This is a genomic window from Halomonas sp. (assembly GCF_033549285.1).
In the GTDB taxonomy this organism is placed as follows: Bacteria; Pseudomonadota; Gammaproteobacteria; order Pseudomonadales; family Halomonadaceae; genus Halomonas.
Genome location: NZ_JAWSUJ010000051.1, coordinates 12,932 through 29,814, shown reverse-complemented (window position 1 = coordinate 29,814; position 16,883 = coordinate 12,932). Strand labels below are relative to the sequence as shown.

General features: G+C 68.0%; 17 protein-coding genes. 4 read left to right on the top strand and 13 right to left on the bottom strand.

Features of this window, described 5'->3' with window-relative positions; genetic code table 11:
* Positions 1-20: 20 nt before the first annotated feature.
* Complete coding sequence (locus SCI24_RS12545; RefSeq protein ID WP_318725700.1) at positions 21-782, bottom strand: SDR family oxidoreductase; 762 nt, start codon at positions 780-782, stop codon at positions 21-23.
* A 220-nt stretch (positions 783-1,002) separates the two neighbouring features.
* On the opposite strand from SCI24_RS12545, the gene SCI24_RS12540 reads away from it, so the two are divergent.
* The 4 genes from SCI24_RS12540 to SCI24_RS12525 all read left to right on the top strand — a co-directional run bounded on the left by SCI24_RS12540 (position 1,003) and on the right by SCI24_RS12525 (position 4,778).
* Positions 1,003-1,542, top strand: coding sequence for an FxsA family protein (locus SCI24_RS12540; protein ID WP_318725699.1), 540 nt, complete (start codon positions 1,003-1,005; stop codon positions 1,540-1,542).
* A gap of 209 nt (positions 1,543-1,751) precedes the next feature.
* Entirely contained in the window at positions 1,752-2,045 is a 294-nt protein-coding gene (locus SCI24_RS12535; RefSeq protein WP_010628243.1) for a co-chaperone GroES, read from the top strand.
* 63 nt (positions 2,046-2,108) lie between these two features.
* Positions 2,109-3,752, top strand: a complete 1,644-nt coding sequence (gene groL, locus SCI24_RS12530; RefSeq protein ID WP_318725698.1) for a chaperonin GroEL — start codon at positions 2,109-2,111, stop codon at positions 3,750-3,752.
* A 291-nt stretch (positions 3,753-4,043) separates the two neighbouring features.
* Positions 4,044-4,778, top strand: coding sequence for an RNA methyltransferase (locus SCI24_RS12525; protein WP_318725697.1), 735 nt, complete (start codon positions 4,044-4,046; stop codon positions 4,776-4,778).
* A 60-nt stretch (positions 4,779-4,838) separates the two neighbouring features.
* Here the strand turns inward: SCI24_RS12525 and SCI24_RS12520 are convergent, their stop codons facing one another.
* From SCI24_RS12520 to SCI24_RS12465, 12 genes are all read right to left on the bottom strand, one after another.
* On the bottom strand, positions 4,839-6,188 hold the full coding sequence (locus SCI24_RS12520) for a Na+/H+ antiporter family protein (RefSeq protein WP_318725696.1): 1,350 nt from the start codon (positions 6,186-6,188) through the stop codon (positions 4,839-4,841).
* A gap of 287 nt (positions 6,189-6,475) precedes the next feature.
* Complete coding sequence (locus SCI24_RS12515) at positions 6,476-7,495, bottom strand: DUF4105 domain-containing protein (protein ID WP_318725695.1); 1,020 nt, start codon at positions 7,493-7,495, stop codon at positions 6,476-6,478.
* Between the two features lie 82 nt (positions 7,496-7,577).
* On the bottom strand, positions 7,578-8,546 hold the full coding sequence (locus tag SCI24_RS12510; protein ID WP_318725694.1) for a branched-chain amino acid transaminase: 969 nt from the start codon (positions 8,544-8,546) through the stop codon (positions 7,578-7,580).
* A 46-nt stretch (positions 8,547-8,592) separates the two neighbouring features.
* Positions 8,593-9,702 carry a class II histone deacetylase gene (locus SCI24_RS12505; protein ID WP_318725693.1) on the bottom strand — a complete coding sequence of 370 codons (1,110 nt, stop codon included), beginning with the start codon at positions 9,700-9,702 and terminating at the stop codon, positions 8,593-8,595.
* Between the two features lie 59 nt (positions 9,703-9,761).
* The gene (locus tag SCI24_RS12500) at positions 9,762-10,703 is read right to left on the bottom strand and encodes an ornithine cyclodeaminase family protein (RefSeq protein ID WP_318725692.1); all 942 of its coding nucleotides are present in this window, start codon (positions 10,701-10,703) and stop codon (positions 9,762-9,764) included.
* A gap of 1 nt (position 10,704) precedes the next feature.
* A complete protein-coding gene (locus SCI24_RS12495) occupies positions 10,705-11,061 on the bottom strand; it encodes a RidA family protein (RefSeq protein ID WP_318725691.1) in 357 nt (118 codons plus the stop codon).
* Between the two features lie 26 nt (positions 11,062-11,087).
* Entirely contained in the window at positions 11,088-12,122 is a 1,035-nt protein-coding gene (locus SCI24_RS12490) for a histone deacetylase family protein (RefSeq protein ID WP_318725690.1), read from the bottom strand.
* Between the two features lie 11 nt (positions 12,123-12,133).
* On the bottom strand, positions 12,134-13,411 hold the full coding sequence (locus SCI24_RS12485) for a TRAP transporter large permease (protein WP_318725689.1): 1,278 nt from the start codon (positions 13,409-13,411) through the stop codon (positions 12,134-12,136).
* Positions 13,408-13,953, bottom strand: a complete 546-nt coding sequence (locus tag SCI24_RS12480; protein ID WP_318725688.1) for a TRAP transporter small permease — start codon at positions 13,951-13,953, stop codon at positions 13,408-13,410. Before SCI24_RS12480 ends, SCI24_RS12485 begins: the two co-directional genes overlap by 4 nt.
* Positions 13,954-14,025: 72 nt before the next feature.
* The gene (gene dctP, locus SCI24_RS12475; RefSeq protein ID WP_318725687.1) at positions 14,026-15,099 is read right to left on the bottom strand and encodes a TRAP transporter substrate-binding protein DctP; all 1,074 of its coding nucleotides are present in this window, start codon (positions 15,097-15,099) and stop codon (positions 14,026-14,028) included.
* 95 nt (positions 15,100-15,194) lie between these two features.
* A complete protein-coding gene (locus tag SCI24_RS12470) occupies positions 15,195-16,040 on the bottom strand; it encodes an AraC family transcriptional regulator (protein WP_318725686.1) in 846 nt (281 codons plus the stop codon).
* A 79-nt stretch (positions 16,041-16,119) separates the two neighbouring features.
* On the bottom strand, positions 16,120-16,845 hold the full coding sequence (locus SCI24_RS12465; RefSeq protein ID WP_318725685.1) for a GntR family transcriptional regulator: 726 nt from the start codon (positions 16,843-16,845) through the stop codon (positions 16,120-16,122).
* Positions 16,846-16,883 lie beyond the last annotated feature (38 nt).

Here is a 16,883-nt window from a genome sequence, read left to right as displayed (position 1 = left end):
CCTCCCCCTGTCGCCGTGAATCAGAGGCGCAGGCCACCGTCACACTCGACCACCCGCCCGGTGAAGTAGTCGTTGGTCATGATGAAGGCCACGCTCTCGGCGATGTCCTCGGGCTGGCCGAGCCGTCCGAGGGGCACCCCCGCCGTCAGCTTCTCGAGCATGTCCTCGCGCATCGCCGCCGTCATGTCCGTCTCGATGAAGCCCGGCGCCACCGCCCCGACGCGAATGCCGTAGCGTGCCAGTTCCGATGCCCAGGTCGTGGTCAGCGCCACCACCCCGGCCTTGGCCGCGGCATAGTTGCTCTGGCCCATGTTGCCGGCCCGCGAGATGCTCGAGATATTGACGATGACGCCCTGGTGGCCGGCCTCGATCATCTGGACCGACGCCTCGCGCCCGCACAGGAAGACCCCGGTCAGGTTGACGTCGATCACCTGCTGCCACTGCTCCAGCGGCAGGGTCTTCTCCACCTTGCCATCCCTGGCCTTGACGAGCAGGCCGTCGCGCACGATGCCCGCATTGTTGACCAGGCCGTGGATCGGCCCCAGCGAGGCGGCGATGTCCTGGAACGCCTGGGTCACCGACGCCTCGTCGGCCACGTCGACCACGAAGCCGCGAGCCTCGATCCCCTCGGCGTGCAGGGCGGAGACGGCACTGTCCAGGGTATCGCCATCCATGTCCATCAGGGCGAGCCTCGCCCCCTGACCACCGAGCCGGCGTGCCATGGCCAGGCCGAGGCCGCGGGCGCCGCCGGTGATGGCGATAACGGTATTGTCGAGTTTCATGGGCGCTTCTCCTGGGGATGGGAAATCGCGCTCTCAGCGCGCTAGCCGGGCAACCGCCGGCTCGGGAGCCGGCTCAAGGTATAACCTTGTTATGGTGCACCGCACCATCACCATAGCGAAACATGGAAGGAGATTCCATCATGCCCGCACGGCGAGGTGACGGCTTGAATTCCCCTGCCCTGCCCCCATCACCTGCGCAACGGTCACACGTGGAGTCATCATGCCCCTTCTCGTCCTCTTCACCCTCTTCGCCCTGCTCGACTTCGTCATCCTCTTCTCGGTCGGCAGCCAGATCGGCCTGCTGAGCACCCTGCTGCTGGTCCTCGCCACCGGCTTCATCGGCCTGCACCTCATCCGCCGGGAAGGCGTGGCCACCTTCGCCCGCGCCCAGGAGCGCATGGCCCAGGGAGAGATTCCCTCGGGCGAACTGCTGACCGGGGCGGCCCTGATCTTCGGCGGTGCCCTGCTGATGGCCCCCGGCTTCCTCTCCGACGCCCTGGGCTTCATGTGCCTGATCCCCAACGCGCGGCGCCTGCTGGCCAGGCTGCTGGGCTGGGTGGGCGTGCGCATGAAGGGCCTGCACCTGCATGCCGAGACCTATCGCCCGCGCCAGGGGACCGATGCCGACTGGCAGCAGGCCGGTCCGCGGCGGGAGACCCGCGACGGGCGGGACACCGACGAGCAGGACAAGGACCCGCACGGCGGCCGTCAGGACGAGCCCCTGGAAGGCGAGTTCATCTCCCGTGACGACTCGCGCTGAGCGGGGTGCAAAAAATTTTCAGGTGGGGCCTTGAAAGCCCAATGCCGAGCCCCACTTATCCGACAGCATCAGGATTCGGCACGGGTTACTCCCGGGCCATCGACAAGGAAGGCGAACCCCGCCTCCACCCCGCAGCATGACTGCGGGTAGATGATGAAAACCGCCCGGACAATGTCCTGGCACAGCAAACCATCAGGAGAACGTGAGCAATGAACATCCGTCCCTTGCACGATCGCGTCGTGATCCGTCGCGTTGAAGAAGAACAGAAGACCGCTGGCGGCATCGTGCTTCCGGGAAATGCCCAGGAAAAGCCGACGCGTGGCGAGGTCCTGGCCGTCGGTAACGGCCGGATCCTCGATAACGGCGACGTTCGCCCGCTCGACGTCAAGGTCGGCGACACCGTGATCTTCAAGGATGGCTTCGGCGTCGAGAAGCAGAAGATCGACGGCGAGGAAGTACTGATCATGAGCGAGTCCGACATCCTGGCCGTCGTCGAAGGCTGATCCCGGACACGACCCGCAACTGCTCGATACTGACGTTCACGAACTCACAGGAAGCATACGAAAATGGCAGCAAAACAAGTCAAGTTCTCCGATGATGCCCGCAAGCGCATGGCGCGCGGCGTCGACCTCCTGGCCAACTCCGTCAAGGTCACCCTGGGGCCGAAGGGCCGCAACGTGGTGCTGGAGAAGTCCTTCGGCGCACCGACCGTGACCAAGGATGGCGTCTCCGTGGCCAAGGAGATCGAGCTCAAGGACAAGTTCGAGAACATGGGCGCCCAGATGGTCAAGGAAGTCGCTTCCAAGACCTCCGACGTGGCCGGCGACGGCACCACCACCGCCACCGTGCTGGCCCAGACCATTGTCACCGAGGGCATGAAGGCCGTCACCGCCGGCATGAACCCGATGGACCTCAAGCGCGGCATCGACCAGGCCGTGGCCGCCGCCGTCGAGGGCGTCCAGGAGCTGTCCGTGCCCTGCACCGACTCCAAGGCCATCGCCCAGGTCGGCACCATCTCCGCCAACGGCGACAAGCGCATCGGTGAGATCATCGCCGACGCCATGGAGAAGGTCGGCAAGGAAGGCGTGATCACCGTCGACGAGGGTCGCGGCTTCGAGGACGAACTGGATGTCGTGGAAGGCATGCAGTTCGACCGTGGCTACCTGTCGCCCTACTTCGTCACCAACCAGGACACCATGGCGGTCGAGCTGGAAGACCCCTACATCCTGCTGGTCGACAAGAAGATCTCCAACATCCGCGAACTGCTGCCGACCCTGGAAGCCGTGGCCAAGGCGGGCAAGCCGCTGGTGATCATCGCCGAGGATATCGAGGGCGAGGCGCTGGCTACCCTGGTGGTCAACACCATGCGTGGCATCGTCAAGGTCGCGGCCGCCAAGGCACCGGGCTTCGGTGACCGTCGCAAGGCCATGCTGCAGGACATCGCCATCCTCACCGGCGGTACCGTGATCTCCGAGGAGGTCGGCCTGACCCTCGAGCAGGCCACCCTGGACCACCTGGGCACCGCCAAGCGCGTGACCATGTCCAAGGAGAACACTACCCTCATCGATGGCGCCGGCCAGGATGGTGACATCGAGGCGCGTGTTGGCCAGATCCGCGCACAGATCGAGGAGACCTCCTCCGACTACGATCGTGAGAAGCTCCAGGAGCGCGTCGCCAAGCTCGCCGGCGGTGTCGCCGTCATCCGTGTCGGTGCCGCCACCGAGATGGAGATGAAGGAGAAGAAGGCCCGCGTCGAGGACGCCCTGCACTCCACCCGCGCCGCCGTCGAGGAAGGCGTGGTGCCGGGGGGCGGCACGGCCCTGGTGCGCGTGCTGACCAAGCTCGCCGGCCTCAAGGGTGACAACGAGGACCAGAACCATGGAATTGCCCTGGCACTGCGCGCCATGGAAGCCCCGCTGCGCCAGATCGTCACCAACGCCGGCCAGGAAGCCTCCGTCATCCTCAACAAGGTGAAGGAAGGCGAAGGCAACTACGGCTACAACGCCCAGACCGGCGAGTTCGGCGACATGTTCGAGATGGGCGTGCTGGACCCGGCCAAGGTGACCCGCTCTGCCCTGCAGTCCGCTGGCTCCGTTGCCGGCCTCATGATCACCACCGAGGCCATGATCGCCGACGACCCGGACGAGAAGGAAGCCGCGCCGGACATGGGCGGCATGGGCGGCATGGGTGGCATGGGCGGCATGATGTAAGCCAGCCCCCCCCCTGCCCCAGGCACTGCCCTTCAAGGCAAGCCCTGAGACAGACCCCGCCGGCGGGAGCCGGCGGGGTTTTTTACGTCAGGAGCAAGGAGCAAGGAGCAAGGAGCAAGGAGCAAGGAGCAAGGAGCAAGGAGCAAGGAGCAAGGAGCAAGGAGCAAGGATGATAGTAGCGTGCTTGCGGCACTGCGGTTGCCAACGGGTTTCCTTGTCCCTTGCCCCTTGTGGCTGGCCGAAGGCCCGGTAAGATACCGCCACACTCACGGAGCGTCCCCTTACCCGCCCATGCTATCGAACATCCGCATCGTCCTCGTCCAGACCTACCACCCCGGCAACATCGGCGCCTCGGCCCGGGCCATGAAGACCATGGGCCTGACCGACCTGGTGCTGGTCAATCCCCGTCAGTTCCCCGACCCCGAGGCCTCGCGTCTGGCCGCAGGCGCCGAGGACCTGGTCGACAGCGCCCGAGTGGTCGGCTCGCTGGCCGAGGCGGTAAGCGACTGCGTCCAGGTCGTCGGGGCCAGCGCACGGCTGCGCAGCCTGCCGCTGCCCCACTTCGACGAGCCGGACGAGATGGCCCGGGACCTGGTGGGCGAGGCCAGCCAGGATCCGGTGGCGCTGGTGTTCGGCCGCGAGCGCTTCGGCCTGACCAACGACGAGATACGCTGCTGCAGCCACCAGGTGAGCATCCCCGCCAATCCCGACTACGGCATCCTCAACCTCTCCCAGGCGGTGCAGGTCCTGGCCCACGAGCTCTTCACCGCCTGGCGGCGGCGCCCCGACAGCGGCTACCGCCCACCGCGTCCGGGCCAGGAGCGCCAGCCGACCCGCGAGCAGCTCGGCCACTTCCACGACCATTTGCGCCGGGTGATGCGGCACAGCGGGTTCATCACCCAGCCCCACGCCCGCACCGAGGAGCAGCTCGAGGCGCTGTTCGCCCGGGCACAGCCCTCTCGCCGCGAACTCTCGCTGCTGCGCGGCCTGCTGGCCTCCCTCGAGAGCCACCTCCCGGACACGTGACGGTCAGAAACGACGACGGCGGCCTCAGGGCCGCCGTCGTCGTTCTCGCAGGGCGCGCGATCAGAGGGTCATCGCCGCCAGCCAGCCGAAGGCAATCAGCGGGATGTTGTAGTGCAGGAAGGTGGGCACCACGCTGTCCCAGATATGGTCATGCTGGCGGTCGACGTTGAGCCCCGAGGTCGGCCCCAGGGTGGAGTCCGAGGCGGGCGAGCCGGCGTCACCCAGCGCCGCGGCGGTCCCCACCAGCGCCACCGTGGCCAGCGGCGAAAAGCCGAACTGCACCGCCAGGGGCACGAAGATCGCCGCGATGATGGGGATGGTGGAGAATGACGAGCCGATGCCAAGGGTGATGAACAAGCCCACCAGCAGCATCAGCAGTGCGGCCAGGCCACGGTTGTCGCCGATCACCTCGACGCTTGCGGCCACCAGGGTCTCGATCTGTCCGGTGGCGGTCATTACCGCGGCGAAGCCCGAGGCGGAGATCATGATGAAGCCGATCAGCGCCATCATGCGCATGCCGCTGGTGAAGAGGTCGTCGGCCTCGCGCCACTTGAAGATACCCCCCACCGAGAGCAGCGCGAAGCCCACCAGCCCGCCGAGGATCATCGAACCGGTCCACAGCTGGATGCCCAGGGCGGCGACAATGGCGACCACCGACATCACAAGCCCCAGGGCATGGGGCTCATGGGTTTCCGGGTGGTGGTGCGGCACGTTGCTGGTGGCCACGTCCAGCGCCTCGTAGTCGCGCGGCCTGCGATAGCTGATGAACACCGCCACCAGCAGGCCCAGTGCCATGCCGCCTACCGGCACGCCCATGGCCAGGGGCACCATGCCGCGACTGATCTCGAGGCCCAGCGCCTCGCCGGCCTGGTTGATGTTGGCCAGCAGGATGTCGTTGAGGAAGATCGCCCCGAACCCCACCGGCAGCAGCATGTAGGGCGCGGTCAGGCCGAAGGTCAGGGCACAGGCCACCGCCCGGCGATCCAGGCGCAGCTGGTTCATCACCTTGAGCAGCGGCGGGATAAGGATCGGGATGAAGGCGATGTGCACCGGGATCAGGTTCTGGGAGGAGATCGATACCAGCAGCACCGCGCCGAGCAGCAGATACTTCACCACGGCCTGCCTGCTGGCGGTGGCCTCCTGGCCGAGTAGCCGGATCAGCCGGTGCGCCAGCAAGTCCGGCAGCCCGGAGCGCGAGATGGCCACCGCAAAGGCGCCGAGGGTCGCGTAGGCCAGCGCCACCTTGGCGCCCCCGCCCACGCCGTCATTGAAGGCCGCCAGGGTCGCCTCGATGGAGAGCCCGCCGACCAGCCCCCCGACCAGCGCACCGACCACCAGCGCAAAGACCACCGAGACCCGTGCCAGCGACAGGCCCACCATCACCAGCACCGCAATGATTACTGCATTCATGACAGCTTTCCCGAAAAAAGAGTTGGATTGAGACGAAACGGCGCAGGATTCTACCAGAAGCATGCCTGGGCTGCCGGCACGGCCCGCCCCCGGATGTCACGCAACCGTCATCCGGCCATCACGGCGCTGTCACGGGGATCGGCGATAACATCGGGGACAGGCAAGGGATACTGCCGGGAATGTCGCCAGGGACGCGAGGGAGCAGGACGCCCCCCAGGGAGAACGGCATCGGGATGATGCCCAGGGAGGAGGGAAATGCCGCCACGACGCCCGCGTCGTGGCGTTTTTCATGGGCGGCGGTCAGGCGATTCCCAGCCGGGAACCCCCTCGCGGATCCGACGCGAGAAATCGGGGGCATCATGGGCCTGCCGGGCGCGCTCGGTGATGTCGCCGAGGCGGCGCAGCTCGTGCAGGGAGTAGCCGTCCACCAGGCCGCCATGGTCATGGATATAGCCCGGCAGCAGGCCGCTGAGCAACAGGCGATGGTCCAGCGGCAGCCCCTCGATGATCTGGCGCATCATGGCGAACACCAGGGTGGTGCAGTTGGCGGTGATGGTGTGGTAGAAGCGCGGCTTGCGCTCCAGGTCGTTGGCCGCCGCCACCAGGGCCAGCAGCAGCTCGCGACGGGCCTCGGGCGGGAGGGTGACATGGTAGAGAGTGACCCGCTCGCCCCGCACGTTGCTGCGCAGGCGCACGGCGTCGCGTTCGTCGGCGGCAATGATCGCCAGCTCGTACTGCTTGAAGAAGCCGCCGATCTCCGAGAAGCGCTCGCGGCGCTCGCGCCGCACCTCCACCGAGAAGGCCACAAACGCCTCCTCGCCCGGCCCCTCGCCGGAAAAGCCGAAGGAGACCAGCACGTGGGCGATACCCGGCCGGCCCCAGCTCGAGACGAACAGATCGACCGACTGCAAACGCCGCAGGTCATAGGTTCGCCGCTCCCAGCCTCCACGGGCCTCGTCCGGGGTCTGCCAGTCGAAGTGGCGCACCCGGTGCAGGGTCAGCCGCTGCCCCTCGACATCCCCCGTCGCCAGGTGGGCGACATCCTCGGCCCACGCCAAATCCTTCGCCGGCGTCAGGCGCCGCCACCAGGCCAGCAGCGCGGCCATCTGCACCGCCATGGCGACAAGCGGCCCCAGCCGTGCGCCCTGCCAGGCAAGCCACAGCCAGATGCCCCCCGCCAGCAGCCAGTCCCCCACCACCAGCCATCGCCCGGGCCGTGGAAGCGCCAGGCGATGGCCCAGGGCCATCGCCCCCCAGAGGGTCGCGAGCAGCAGCGCCAGGCACAGGATGCCATCCAGCAGGGCCATGATCATCGTCGTCCTTGCGAGCGGGATAGCGCGAGGCTACCACGGCCGGCAGGGTCGGATGTCAACGTGGGTGGCCGGCGGCTCAGGCGTCGGTCAGCCAGCCGGCGAAGCCCTGCAGGTCATCGCCGAGATCGCCCCGGGTGACCCGGTGGTAGAGCCGCTGCAGCCGAGCGGTCAGCGACGCCTCGGCGATGGGTTTGTCCGGCGGGGGCGCGCCGGCCCGGGCGCCGATGTGCCGGCCATCCAGTTCGCGCAGCGGCAGGATCTCCGCGGCGGTCCCGGTGACGAAGGCCTCGTCGGCGATATAGAGCTCGTCGCGAGTGATACGCCGCTCGCGCACCTCGATGCCCAGCACCTCCGTGGCCAGGCGGATCACGCTGTCGCGGGTGATGCCCTGCAGGCAGGAGGTCACCTCCGGGGTATGCAGCACGCCGTCGCGCAGCAGGAAGACATTGGCCGCCGAGGCCTCGGCGACATAGCCCTCCGGGTCGAGCATGATGGTCTCGTCAAAGCCCGCCTTCACGGCGGTGTTGAGCGCCAGGATCGAGTTGACGTAGTGGCCGTTGGTCTTGGCCCGGCACAGGCTGATGTTGACGTGGTGCCGCGCCCAGGAGGAGGTCAGCGCACGCAGGCCGATGGCAGCGGCCTCGGGCGAGATGTAGTCGCCCAGGTCCCAGGCAGGAATCATCACATGCGTGGTGAGCCCCTTCGCCCTGAGCCCCAGGCCCTCGGCGCCGAGATACACCGTGGGCTTGAGGTAGGCATTGGTCAGGCCGTTGCGCGCCAGGCACTGGCGCTGGGCCCGGATCAACGTCTCGTCATCGAAAGATAACGGTATATCGAGAGCGTGAGCGCTATCCATCAGCCGCCGGGTGTGCTCCGCCACCCGGAAGAGGTGCGTGCCCCGCGGGCCGTCATAGGCGCGCACCCCCTCGAAGCAACCCATGCCATAGTGCAGGCTATGGGTCAGCATATGGGTGCGGGCGTCGCGCCACGCCAGCCACTCGCCGTCATGCCAGATCCAGCCGTCGCGATCATGGAGCGGTGTCATGGGTCTGGGTTCCTGTCGTGAAAGAATCGGTCATCGAAAACGGAGGTCAGAGCCGGCCGGCCGCGGCCCAGGCCGCGAGCCAGCCGTCGATGAGCTCGCGCTGGTGGAGCTGCAGGGCCTGGTAGGGCCAGGCGGCGATCTCCTCGTCCTGGGGGTCAGGCACGGAGATGTCGCTGTCGGCCAGGGCCTGGACGACCGCGTGGCCGCACAGCGGGACGTAGCCCTCCGAATAGCCACCCTCGTGGACCATCACCAGCCGCCCCTGGCAGAGGCGCTCGGCCAGCTCGCGGACCTGGCGGGTCATGCGCGCGAAGGCCGTGCTGTTGAGCAGCATCTTGCCCAGGGGGTCCTTGGCGCAGGCGTCATAGCCGCAGGCCACCACGATCAGGTCGGGCGCGAAGGACTCGAGCGCCGGCAGCACCAGCTCGCTCATGGCGTGGTCATAGGCCCCGAGGCCGCAGCCGGGCGGCAGCGGCAGGTTGAGGCAGGCGCCTTCGCCGGCCCCCTCCCCCTGCTCCTCGAAGGTGCCGGTATCCAGCGGGTAGTTGCCCGCCTGGTGGATCGAGACCGTGAACACCTCGGGGTCGGAGTAGAACGCCGCCTGCTGGCCGTTGCCGTGGTGCACGTCCCAGTCGAGGATCGCCACGCGCCCTGCCTGACCCAGGGCACGCACCCGCATCACGGCCACCGGGATATTGCCCAGCAGGCAGAAGCCCCGGCCACGGTCGGCCTCGGCGTGGTGGCCGGGGGGACGGCAGAGCGCATAGGCGCGCTGAAGCTCTCCCGTGGCCACGGCCTCCACCGCGGCAATGGCGAGCCCCGCCGACTGGCAGGCGGCGGCCAGGCTACCCGGCGAGTAGGGGGCGCAGTCGCCGCCATCGCCGCCGCGGCCCCGGTCGCCGGCCTCCAGTGCCTCCAGGTAGCGGGACGTATGGAAGCGCTCGAGATCCTCGCGGCGAGCCGGCGGTGGCTTGCGAACCGCCACTTGGTCGATCAGGCCGGTGACCTCCAGCAGGTTCTTCAGCCGCCGCTTGCTCTCCGGGCTCTCCGAGGCGGGCTGCGGCTGCAGGAACTCGCCGGGGGCCGAGAAGACCCCGATGGCGCCCGGGTCGTGCCAGAAGCAGCGCTCGTGCCAGAAGAACCCTGTGGCCGGCATTCCGGCGGCAGGCGCTCCTGTGGCCGGCATTCCGGCGGCAGGCGATCCTGTGGCAGCCATCATTCACGGCCCTCCTGCCGCTCCCACACCTCGATGGCCGCGGCCAGGTCCTCAAGCGAGGCCCCCACCGACTTGAACAGCGTGATGGCGTCGGCAGAGGAGCGCCCGGCCCGCTCGCCACGCAGCAGCTCGGCGAGCTCGCCGCGGATGGCATCGAAGGCGAAGCCTCCCTCGTCGATGGCCTGCAGGATGTCGCCCGCCTCGCCCCGGGCCCCGGCATAGGTGTCGACGAACACCTCGCTGCGGGCCAGGCACTGGGCATCGGTCTCGCGCATGGTCGGCCGGAAGGCCCCGATCAGGTCGAGGTGGGTGCCGGGGGCGAGCCAGTCACCGCGGATCAGCGGCTCGGTGGAGAGGGTCACGCAGCTGACGATATCCGCCTCGCCGGTCGCCGCCTCGAGGTCGGTGACCGCGGCACTGTCGAAGCGGTCGGCATAGTCGGCGGCCAATTGCTCGGCCTTTTCGGGGTTGCGCCCCCAGACCCGCACCCGGGTGATGGGCCGCACCGCGGCATGCGCCTCGATCACCATGGGGGCCAGCTTGCCGGTGCCCACCACCAGCAGGGTCGCGGCATCGTCCCGGGCCAGCTCCCGGGCCGCCAGGGCCGAGGCCGCCGCGGTGCGCCGCCGGGTCAGCTCGCTGCCGTCGATGCAGGCCAGGGGGCGCCCGTGGGCGCCCTCGCTGAGCAGGTAGACGCCGGCGATGGCCGGGAGCCCGCGGTCGGCGTTCTGCGGGAAGACGTTGACCATCTTCACGCCGATGTAGCCGGCCCGCTCCCAGGCCGGCATCAGCAGCATGGTGGCTTCGCCATCGGGGCGATGCATGGCGTGGTGGTGACGCGGCGGCGACTCCACCCCCTCGCGGAAGGTGGTGGCCAGCCGTTCGACCAGTGCCGGCCAGGCCAGCGAGGACGACACCTCCTCGGCAGTGATGATGCGCATCTCAGGACTCCGGCAGTGCCGCGGTAACCATGATCTCCACCTTCCACTCGGGCTTGGCGAGCTTGGCCTCGACGGCGGCGCGCACCGGCGGGCGCCCCGGCACCACCCAGCCATCCCAGGCGGCATTCATCTGGTCGAACTCGGCCATGCTGGTGACCCAGATCTGGGCGGCGACCAGGTGCTCCTTGGAGGTGCCGGCCTTGGCCAGCAGGGCGTCGATGCGGGAGAGCACCTGCTCGGTCTGGCCGCGCATGTCGGCGGAGGGGTCGGTCGGCACCTGGCCGGCCAGGTAGACGGTGCCGTTGTGCACGGTGATCTGGCTCATGCGGGCATTGCTGTCGTGGTAGGTGACGGTCATGGCGTGGTCTCTCGTCGGGATGGCAGTCAGGCTGCGGTATAGCCGCCCAGGAAGGCGGCCAGGTTATCGCCCAGGTGCGCGGTGGGGTAGCCCCCCTCCTGCACCAGCACGGTGGGCAGGTCGATGGCGGCCAGGCGCCGCCCGATCTCGGTGAAGTCCTCGGTCTCCAGGGCCAGGCCGGCGAGCGGGTCGTCCTTGTGGGCATCGAGCCCCAGGGCCACCACCAGCGCCTGGGGGCGGAAGGCGGCCAGGTGCTCGACCAGGCGGTCCAGGGTCGCCAGGAAGGTCGCGCCGTCGCTGCCCAGGGGCAGCGGCAGGTTGACGTTGGCGCCCTGCCCGTTCCCCTCGCCGTGCTCGTCGGCACCGCCCCAGAAGAAGGGGTAGAAATCGGCGGGGTCGGCATGCAGCGAACCGGTCCAGACATCGCCGCGGTCATAGAAGATGTCCTGGGTGCCGTTGCCGTGGTGGAGGTCCACATCGAGGATCGCCACCCGTTCGTATTGCTCGCGCAGCACCGTGGCGGCCAGCGCCGAGTTGTTGAGAAAGCAGAAGCCCCCGGCCCGCTCGGGGCCGGCATGGTGGCCCGGCGGCCGGCACAGGGCATAGGCCGAGGGCTCGCCGGTCAGCACGGCATCGGCGGCGGCCTCGGCGCTGGCGGCACTGGCCAGGATGCCGGCGAAGCTGTCGGCGGTCATCGGGCAGGCCATGTCATGCATGTGCCAGCCCACCAGCCCCACCGGGTGCCGGGGATAGTGGTGCCCGCCCCCGCAGGGGTGGACATTGGGCGCCACGATCTCGGCAGCATCCGGCAGCGCCCGCCAGCGGGCATGGATGGTCTCGAGGAAGTCGAGATAGCGCGGCGCATGGATCCTGGCCAGGCGGTCTCTCAGCCGCGCGCTGTCGACCTCGGTGGGCGGGGTCATGGAGAGGCCCATGGAGGCCAACCCCCGGGTCAGCAACTCGGCCCGCACCGGCCCTTCCGGGGAGTCCACCGGCCGGCCGCGCAGCAGGAAGGTCGGTGGCGCGTGGCGTTCCTGGTCGGGATGGTAGAAGAGCTTCATGAAGGGGTTCCTTAGCCCAGCAGCGAGGGGATCCAGGTGGAGAGCGACGGGAAGATGACCAGCAGCAGGATCACCACGATGAAGGCCACGTAGAACGGCAGCGAGGCGATGATCGCCCGTTCGAAGGGCACGTTGGCGATCCTCGCCGCCGTCATCAGCGTCATCCCCACCGGCGGCGTGACGTTGGAGATGTTGAGCACCACGATCATCAGGATGGCGAAGTGCAGCGGGTCGACGCCGAGCTGGATCATCGCCGGCACCAGCACCGGGGCCACCACCACCAGCGCCGGCAGCACGTCCATGACCGTGCCGACCAGGATCAGCAGGCCGCAGACCAGCAGCAGTTGCAGGAAGGTCGAGTCGCTGAAGGTGGTGATCAGGCCCGCCGCGTCCCGAGCGATGCCGGAACGGGTGACGAACCAGCCGAGCACCGCCGAGGTCGCCAGCAGGAAGAACACCACCCCCGAGAAGCGCACCGTGACCACCAGCGCATGCCAGATCTTGCGCCAGGTGAGCGTGCGGTAGAAGACGACCCCGATGGCGATGGCATAGACGGCGGCGAAGCCCGAGGCCTCGGTGATGGTGGTCATTCCCGAGAGGATGCCGCCGAGGATGATCAGCGGCACGATCATCGCCGGCAGCGCCACCAGGAAGGCCACGGCCGCCACCTTGAACGGGGTGGGCGCCTGCTTGGGGTAGCCCCGCTTCCAGGCCAGGAAGAAGCTCACCGCGAGCAGCGCCACGGCCATCAGCAGGCCGGGGATGATCCCGCCGGCGAAGAGGTCGATCACCGAGATGTCCCGCAGCAGGGTGGCGTAGACCACCATCACCACGCTGGGCGGGATGATCGGCCCGATGATCGACGAGCAGGCGGTGATCGCCGCGGCATACTCGGCGTCATAGCCCTGCCGCTTCATCTCCGGGATCATGATCTTGCCGATCGCCACGGTATCGGTGATCGCCGCCCCGGTCAGGCCGGCGAAGAACACCGACACCGAGACGTTGACGTGGGAGAGCGCCCCGCGCACCCGGCCGAACAGGGCATTGTTGAAGGCGATCAGCTTCTGGGTCAGGCCGCCCTGGTTCATCAGCTCGGCGGTGAAGATGAAGTAGGGCACGGCGATCAGCAGGAAGCCCGAGACCCCCGAGAACATGCGGTCGGCGATGATGCCGAGCATGCGCTCGCCGCCCATCGCGAAGCCGCCGGCCAGCCCCGACATGGCCATCACCACGGCGACCGGGGCGCCGATCAGCAGCAGCACGACGAAGGCGATGATCGCGGGCGTCATGAGCGTTCCTCCAGGTCATTGGCATCGATGAGTTCCTCGATCACGCTCTCGTCATCGATGAAGTGTTCCAGCAGGTCGAAGCCCTGCACCAGGTGCAGCAGGATGATGACCCCGCTGATCGGCACCACGATGGCGGTGAACTTGCCGGAGATCTGGATCTGGTCGGAGACCATGTAGACCTGGGAGGCCCCCTGGAAGAAGATCCAGCCGTACCAGACCAGCATCAAGGCGAAGAGCGCGATGACCGCGAGGCAGAGCCCCGCCGCCACCTTGAGCAGCACCCGCGGCAGGCTGCGCACCAGCAGCGTCATGGCCACGTGCTCGCCATAGCGCAGCGAGATGGTCATGGAGAGAAAGCCGATCCAGGGCAGGAAGAGCCTGGCCAGCGAGTAGGTCCAGCTCAGCGTGCTGCCGGTGGCCAGCTTGTAGAGGAAGGCCGTGAAGGAGATGCCCAGCATGATCAGCACGCAGGCCACACACGTCACGATCGCCACCTGATTGACCGCGTCGCTCAGGCGGCGAAGGGGCTGAAGTCGATCCATCGGGTCACCTCACAGACAGCGTCGACCGGCCAGCGGGGCCGGCCGGTCGACGGGACGGTTCAGGGTCGAGCATCAGCGGCCATAGACGGCCACGTCGGATTCGCTGACCTCCTCGCCGACCCGGGCCACCTCCGCGAGGAAGGCATCGACCTTGTCGGCCTCGATGCCGAAGTCGTTGACGATCCAGTCCCGCCATGCCGGCGTGGCGATCTCCGCCATGCGCGCCCGCTCCTCGGGAGGCATGATGTAGCACTCCTCGAAGCGCTCGCAGGACTGTTCCCAGCTGGCCGTTGCCAGCGCCCCGGACATGCCATGGCCGATGGCGACGGCCTCGCGGGCGGAGGTGACGATGGCCTCCTGCTGGGCCTCGGTCAGGCTCTGGAACCAATCCTCGCTGACCAGCCAGGCCGCGCTGTTGTAGACGTGACCGGTGAGCGTGGTGTAGTCCGTCACCTCGTCGAAGTTGTAGGTGACATTGAGCACCGGGGCGTTGAACTGACCGTCGGCGAGGCCCGTCTCCAGGGCGGTGATCACCTCGCCCCAGGGCAGCGGCGTCGCCGAGGCCCCCAGCGACTTCATGATGGCGACGTGTCCCGGGTTCTCCTCGGTGCGGATGTTGAGCCCCTCGAGGTCCTCCACGGTCTTGATCGGGCGCTTGTTGTTGGTGAAGGCCACGAAGCCGCCGCCATCGTCGAAGGTACCGAGGTAGCGCATGTTGGCTTCCTCGATGGTGCCCGACATGAAGTCGGCGAACCACTCGCTGTCGAAGAAGGTCCAGGCCTGGCGCCAGTTGTCGAAGATGAAGGGCGCGGTCATCAGCTGATAGTCGTCATAGAAGGACGACATGGCCCCGGTGGTGATGATGGTGGACTGCAGGGTGCGGCCACCCTGGACTTCTGACCCGGTCTCCACCTCGGAGCCCAGCTGGCTGTTGCCGAAGATCGACACGGTGATCTCGCCATCGGTCCGGGTCTCGACCAGGTTCTTGAAGTGCACCAGCGCCGGATAGACCTCGTTGTTGCTCATGTTCTCCGGGAGGATGGTGGAGATGGCCATTTCCGTGGATTGGGCCTGCACCTGGGTGCTGGCGATGGCCAGGGGGAGCGCAGCCAGTGCCAGAGCGCCGGGGAGTGTCTTCGCTTTCATGGTCAACCTCGCGTCGTCTTGTCATTATCTTGTCTTTGTCACGAGCCTGCCTCGCCCTCCCTGCAGAGGGCACAACGAGACAGCTGACCTTCAGACTAGGTCGACTCGGGCCTGCCTGCTTGCCCGGAACTGCGATGCTCTTGCCCGAGACTCGGGAAAGCCGGCTCCTCACGGCGCGCCCGGGAGGGCGAGATGGCGAAGCGTCGGCGGTAGGCGCGGGAGAAGCTGCCCTGGTCGCGAAAGCCCACCAGGGAGGCGACATGGCCGAGACTCAGGCCGCTGTGCATGACCAGGGCACGGGCGTGATCCAGGCGCCGACGCTGGACGTAGGCGAGCGGTGTCACACCGGTCAGCTCCCGGAAACAGGCATGGAAGTGCCCGGCGCTCAGGGCGCAGAGCGCGGCCAACTGCTCGACCCGGATCTCGTCCGCGAGGTGACGGTCGATCCAGGCATCCAGGCGCGCCAGGTCGAGGCGCTCGCTGAACCCCGGAGGGACAGCCCTGCCGGCATCTGCCGCCAGGGGCTCGGCCTCCAGGTGCAGGTAGAGGGCCCGCAGCAGCAGTGCGGCGATCTCGCTGTGCAGGGCCGGACAGCTCTCGAGCTGCTGCATCAGGCTGGCCGCCAGGCGGTTGAGGCGCGGAGGCACGGCGAAGAAGCGCGGCCGCTCGAAGAGGCGCCCGATGGCCTCGCCATCGCGCAGTGCCGGCAGGCTCGTGGCAGGAATGTCGAGCACGAAGGTGCGATTGCGACCATCGCCCCGGTAGTCATGATGGCGGCCGCAGGGAATCAGGCAGCCCCGGTTGCCGGTGATGCGATCCCCCCGCCCCTCGATGGAGAGCTCGGTGGCCCCGCGGGTGGCGAGGATGAGCTGGTGGTGGTCATGGGCATGGGCCACGTGACCGGCATCGAGGTTCTTGGCGCAGAGCTCCAGATGAGGCATGACAACACCCCTGATCGGCTATAGGCCTTTACCTTCTCTCGCGGTTCGGGGAATCTCAAGGCCGCCGCCGAGCGGGGTTTCAACGCCGAGGAAGGAGGTCGGCCGAGCCAACACCGGCCTGTTGCCGGTCGGTCGGGTCCCTTTCATGAGCGAAGCTGCCCAGGGCCACTTCGTAGGAGCGCTGGACATGGTCATCCATCAGCGTCCTCGCCCCCTTGACGTCCCTGGCCAGGGCCAGTTCCACCAGCTCGCCATGCTGAGCATCAAGCACGCGCCGGACCTCCGGCTCCCCGGGGGCCAGGCGCCGGTAGCGGTCAAACTGGTCGTGCAGCTGTTCGATGAAGCGCAGGAGCCACGCGGAACCACAGGGAGCCACCAGGGTGCGATGGAAGCGCATGTGCAGCCGCTCCCACTCCTCCTCCATCTCCGGCGACTCGTCGGCACGTTTCAAGCGATGTGCCGCCGCCAGCAGCTCTGACTCCCACTCGGCGTCGCCGTGCCGTATGGCCCGCTCCAGCGCCATGCCCTCCAGTTCTCGCCGCATGTCGGCGATGTCATCGAGCTCGTCGCGCGCCAGACGCGGCACCCGGAAGCCACGCTGGTTCTCCTGGATCAGCAGACCATAGGCCGCGAGGCGATTGAGGGCTTCGCGCAGCGGGCTCAGGCCCACACCATAGCGCTCCTTGAGGGCACTGATCGCCAGCTTCTCGCCGGCGGTGAAGCGTCCATTGACCAGGTCCTGCCGCAGGGTGTCGTAGATCCAGCTGGACGCCGTCACCCCCTCCTTGCGCTCGAAGATACCCATTCTGCCTCCCCGTGGGCTCCACACATTGACGGTTGACG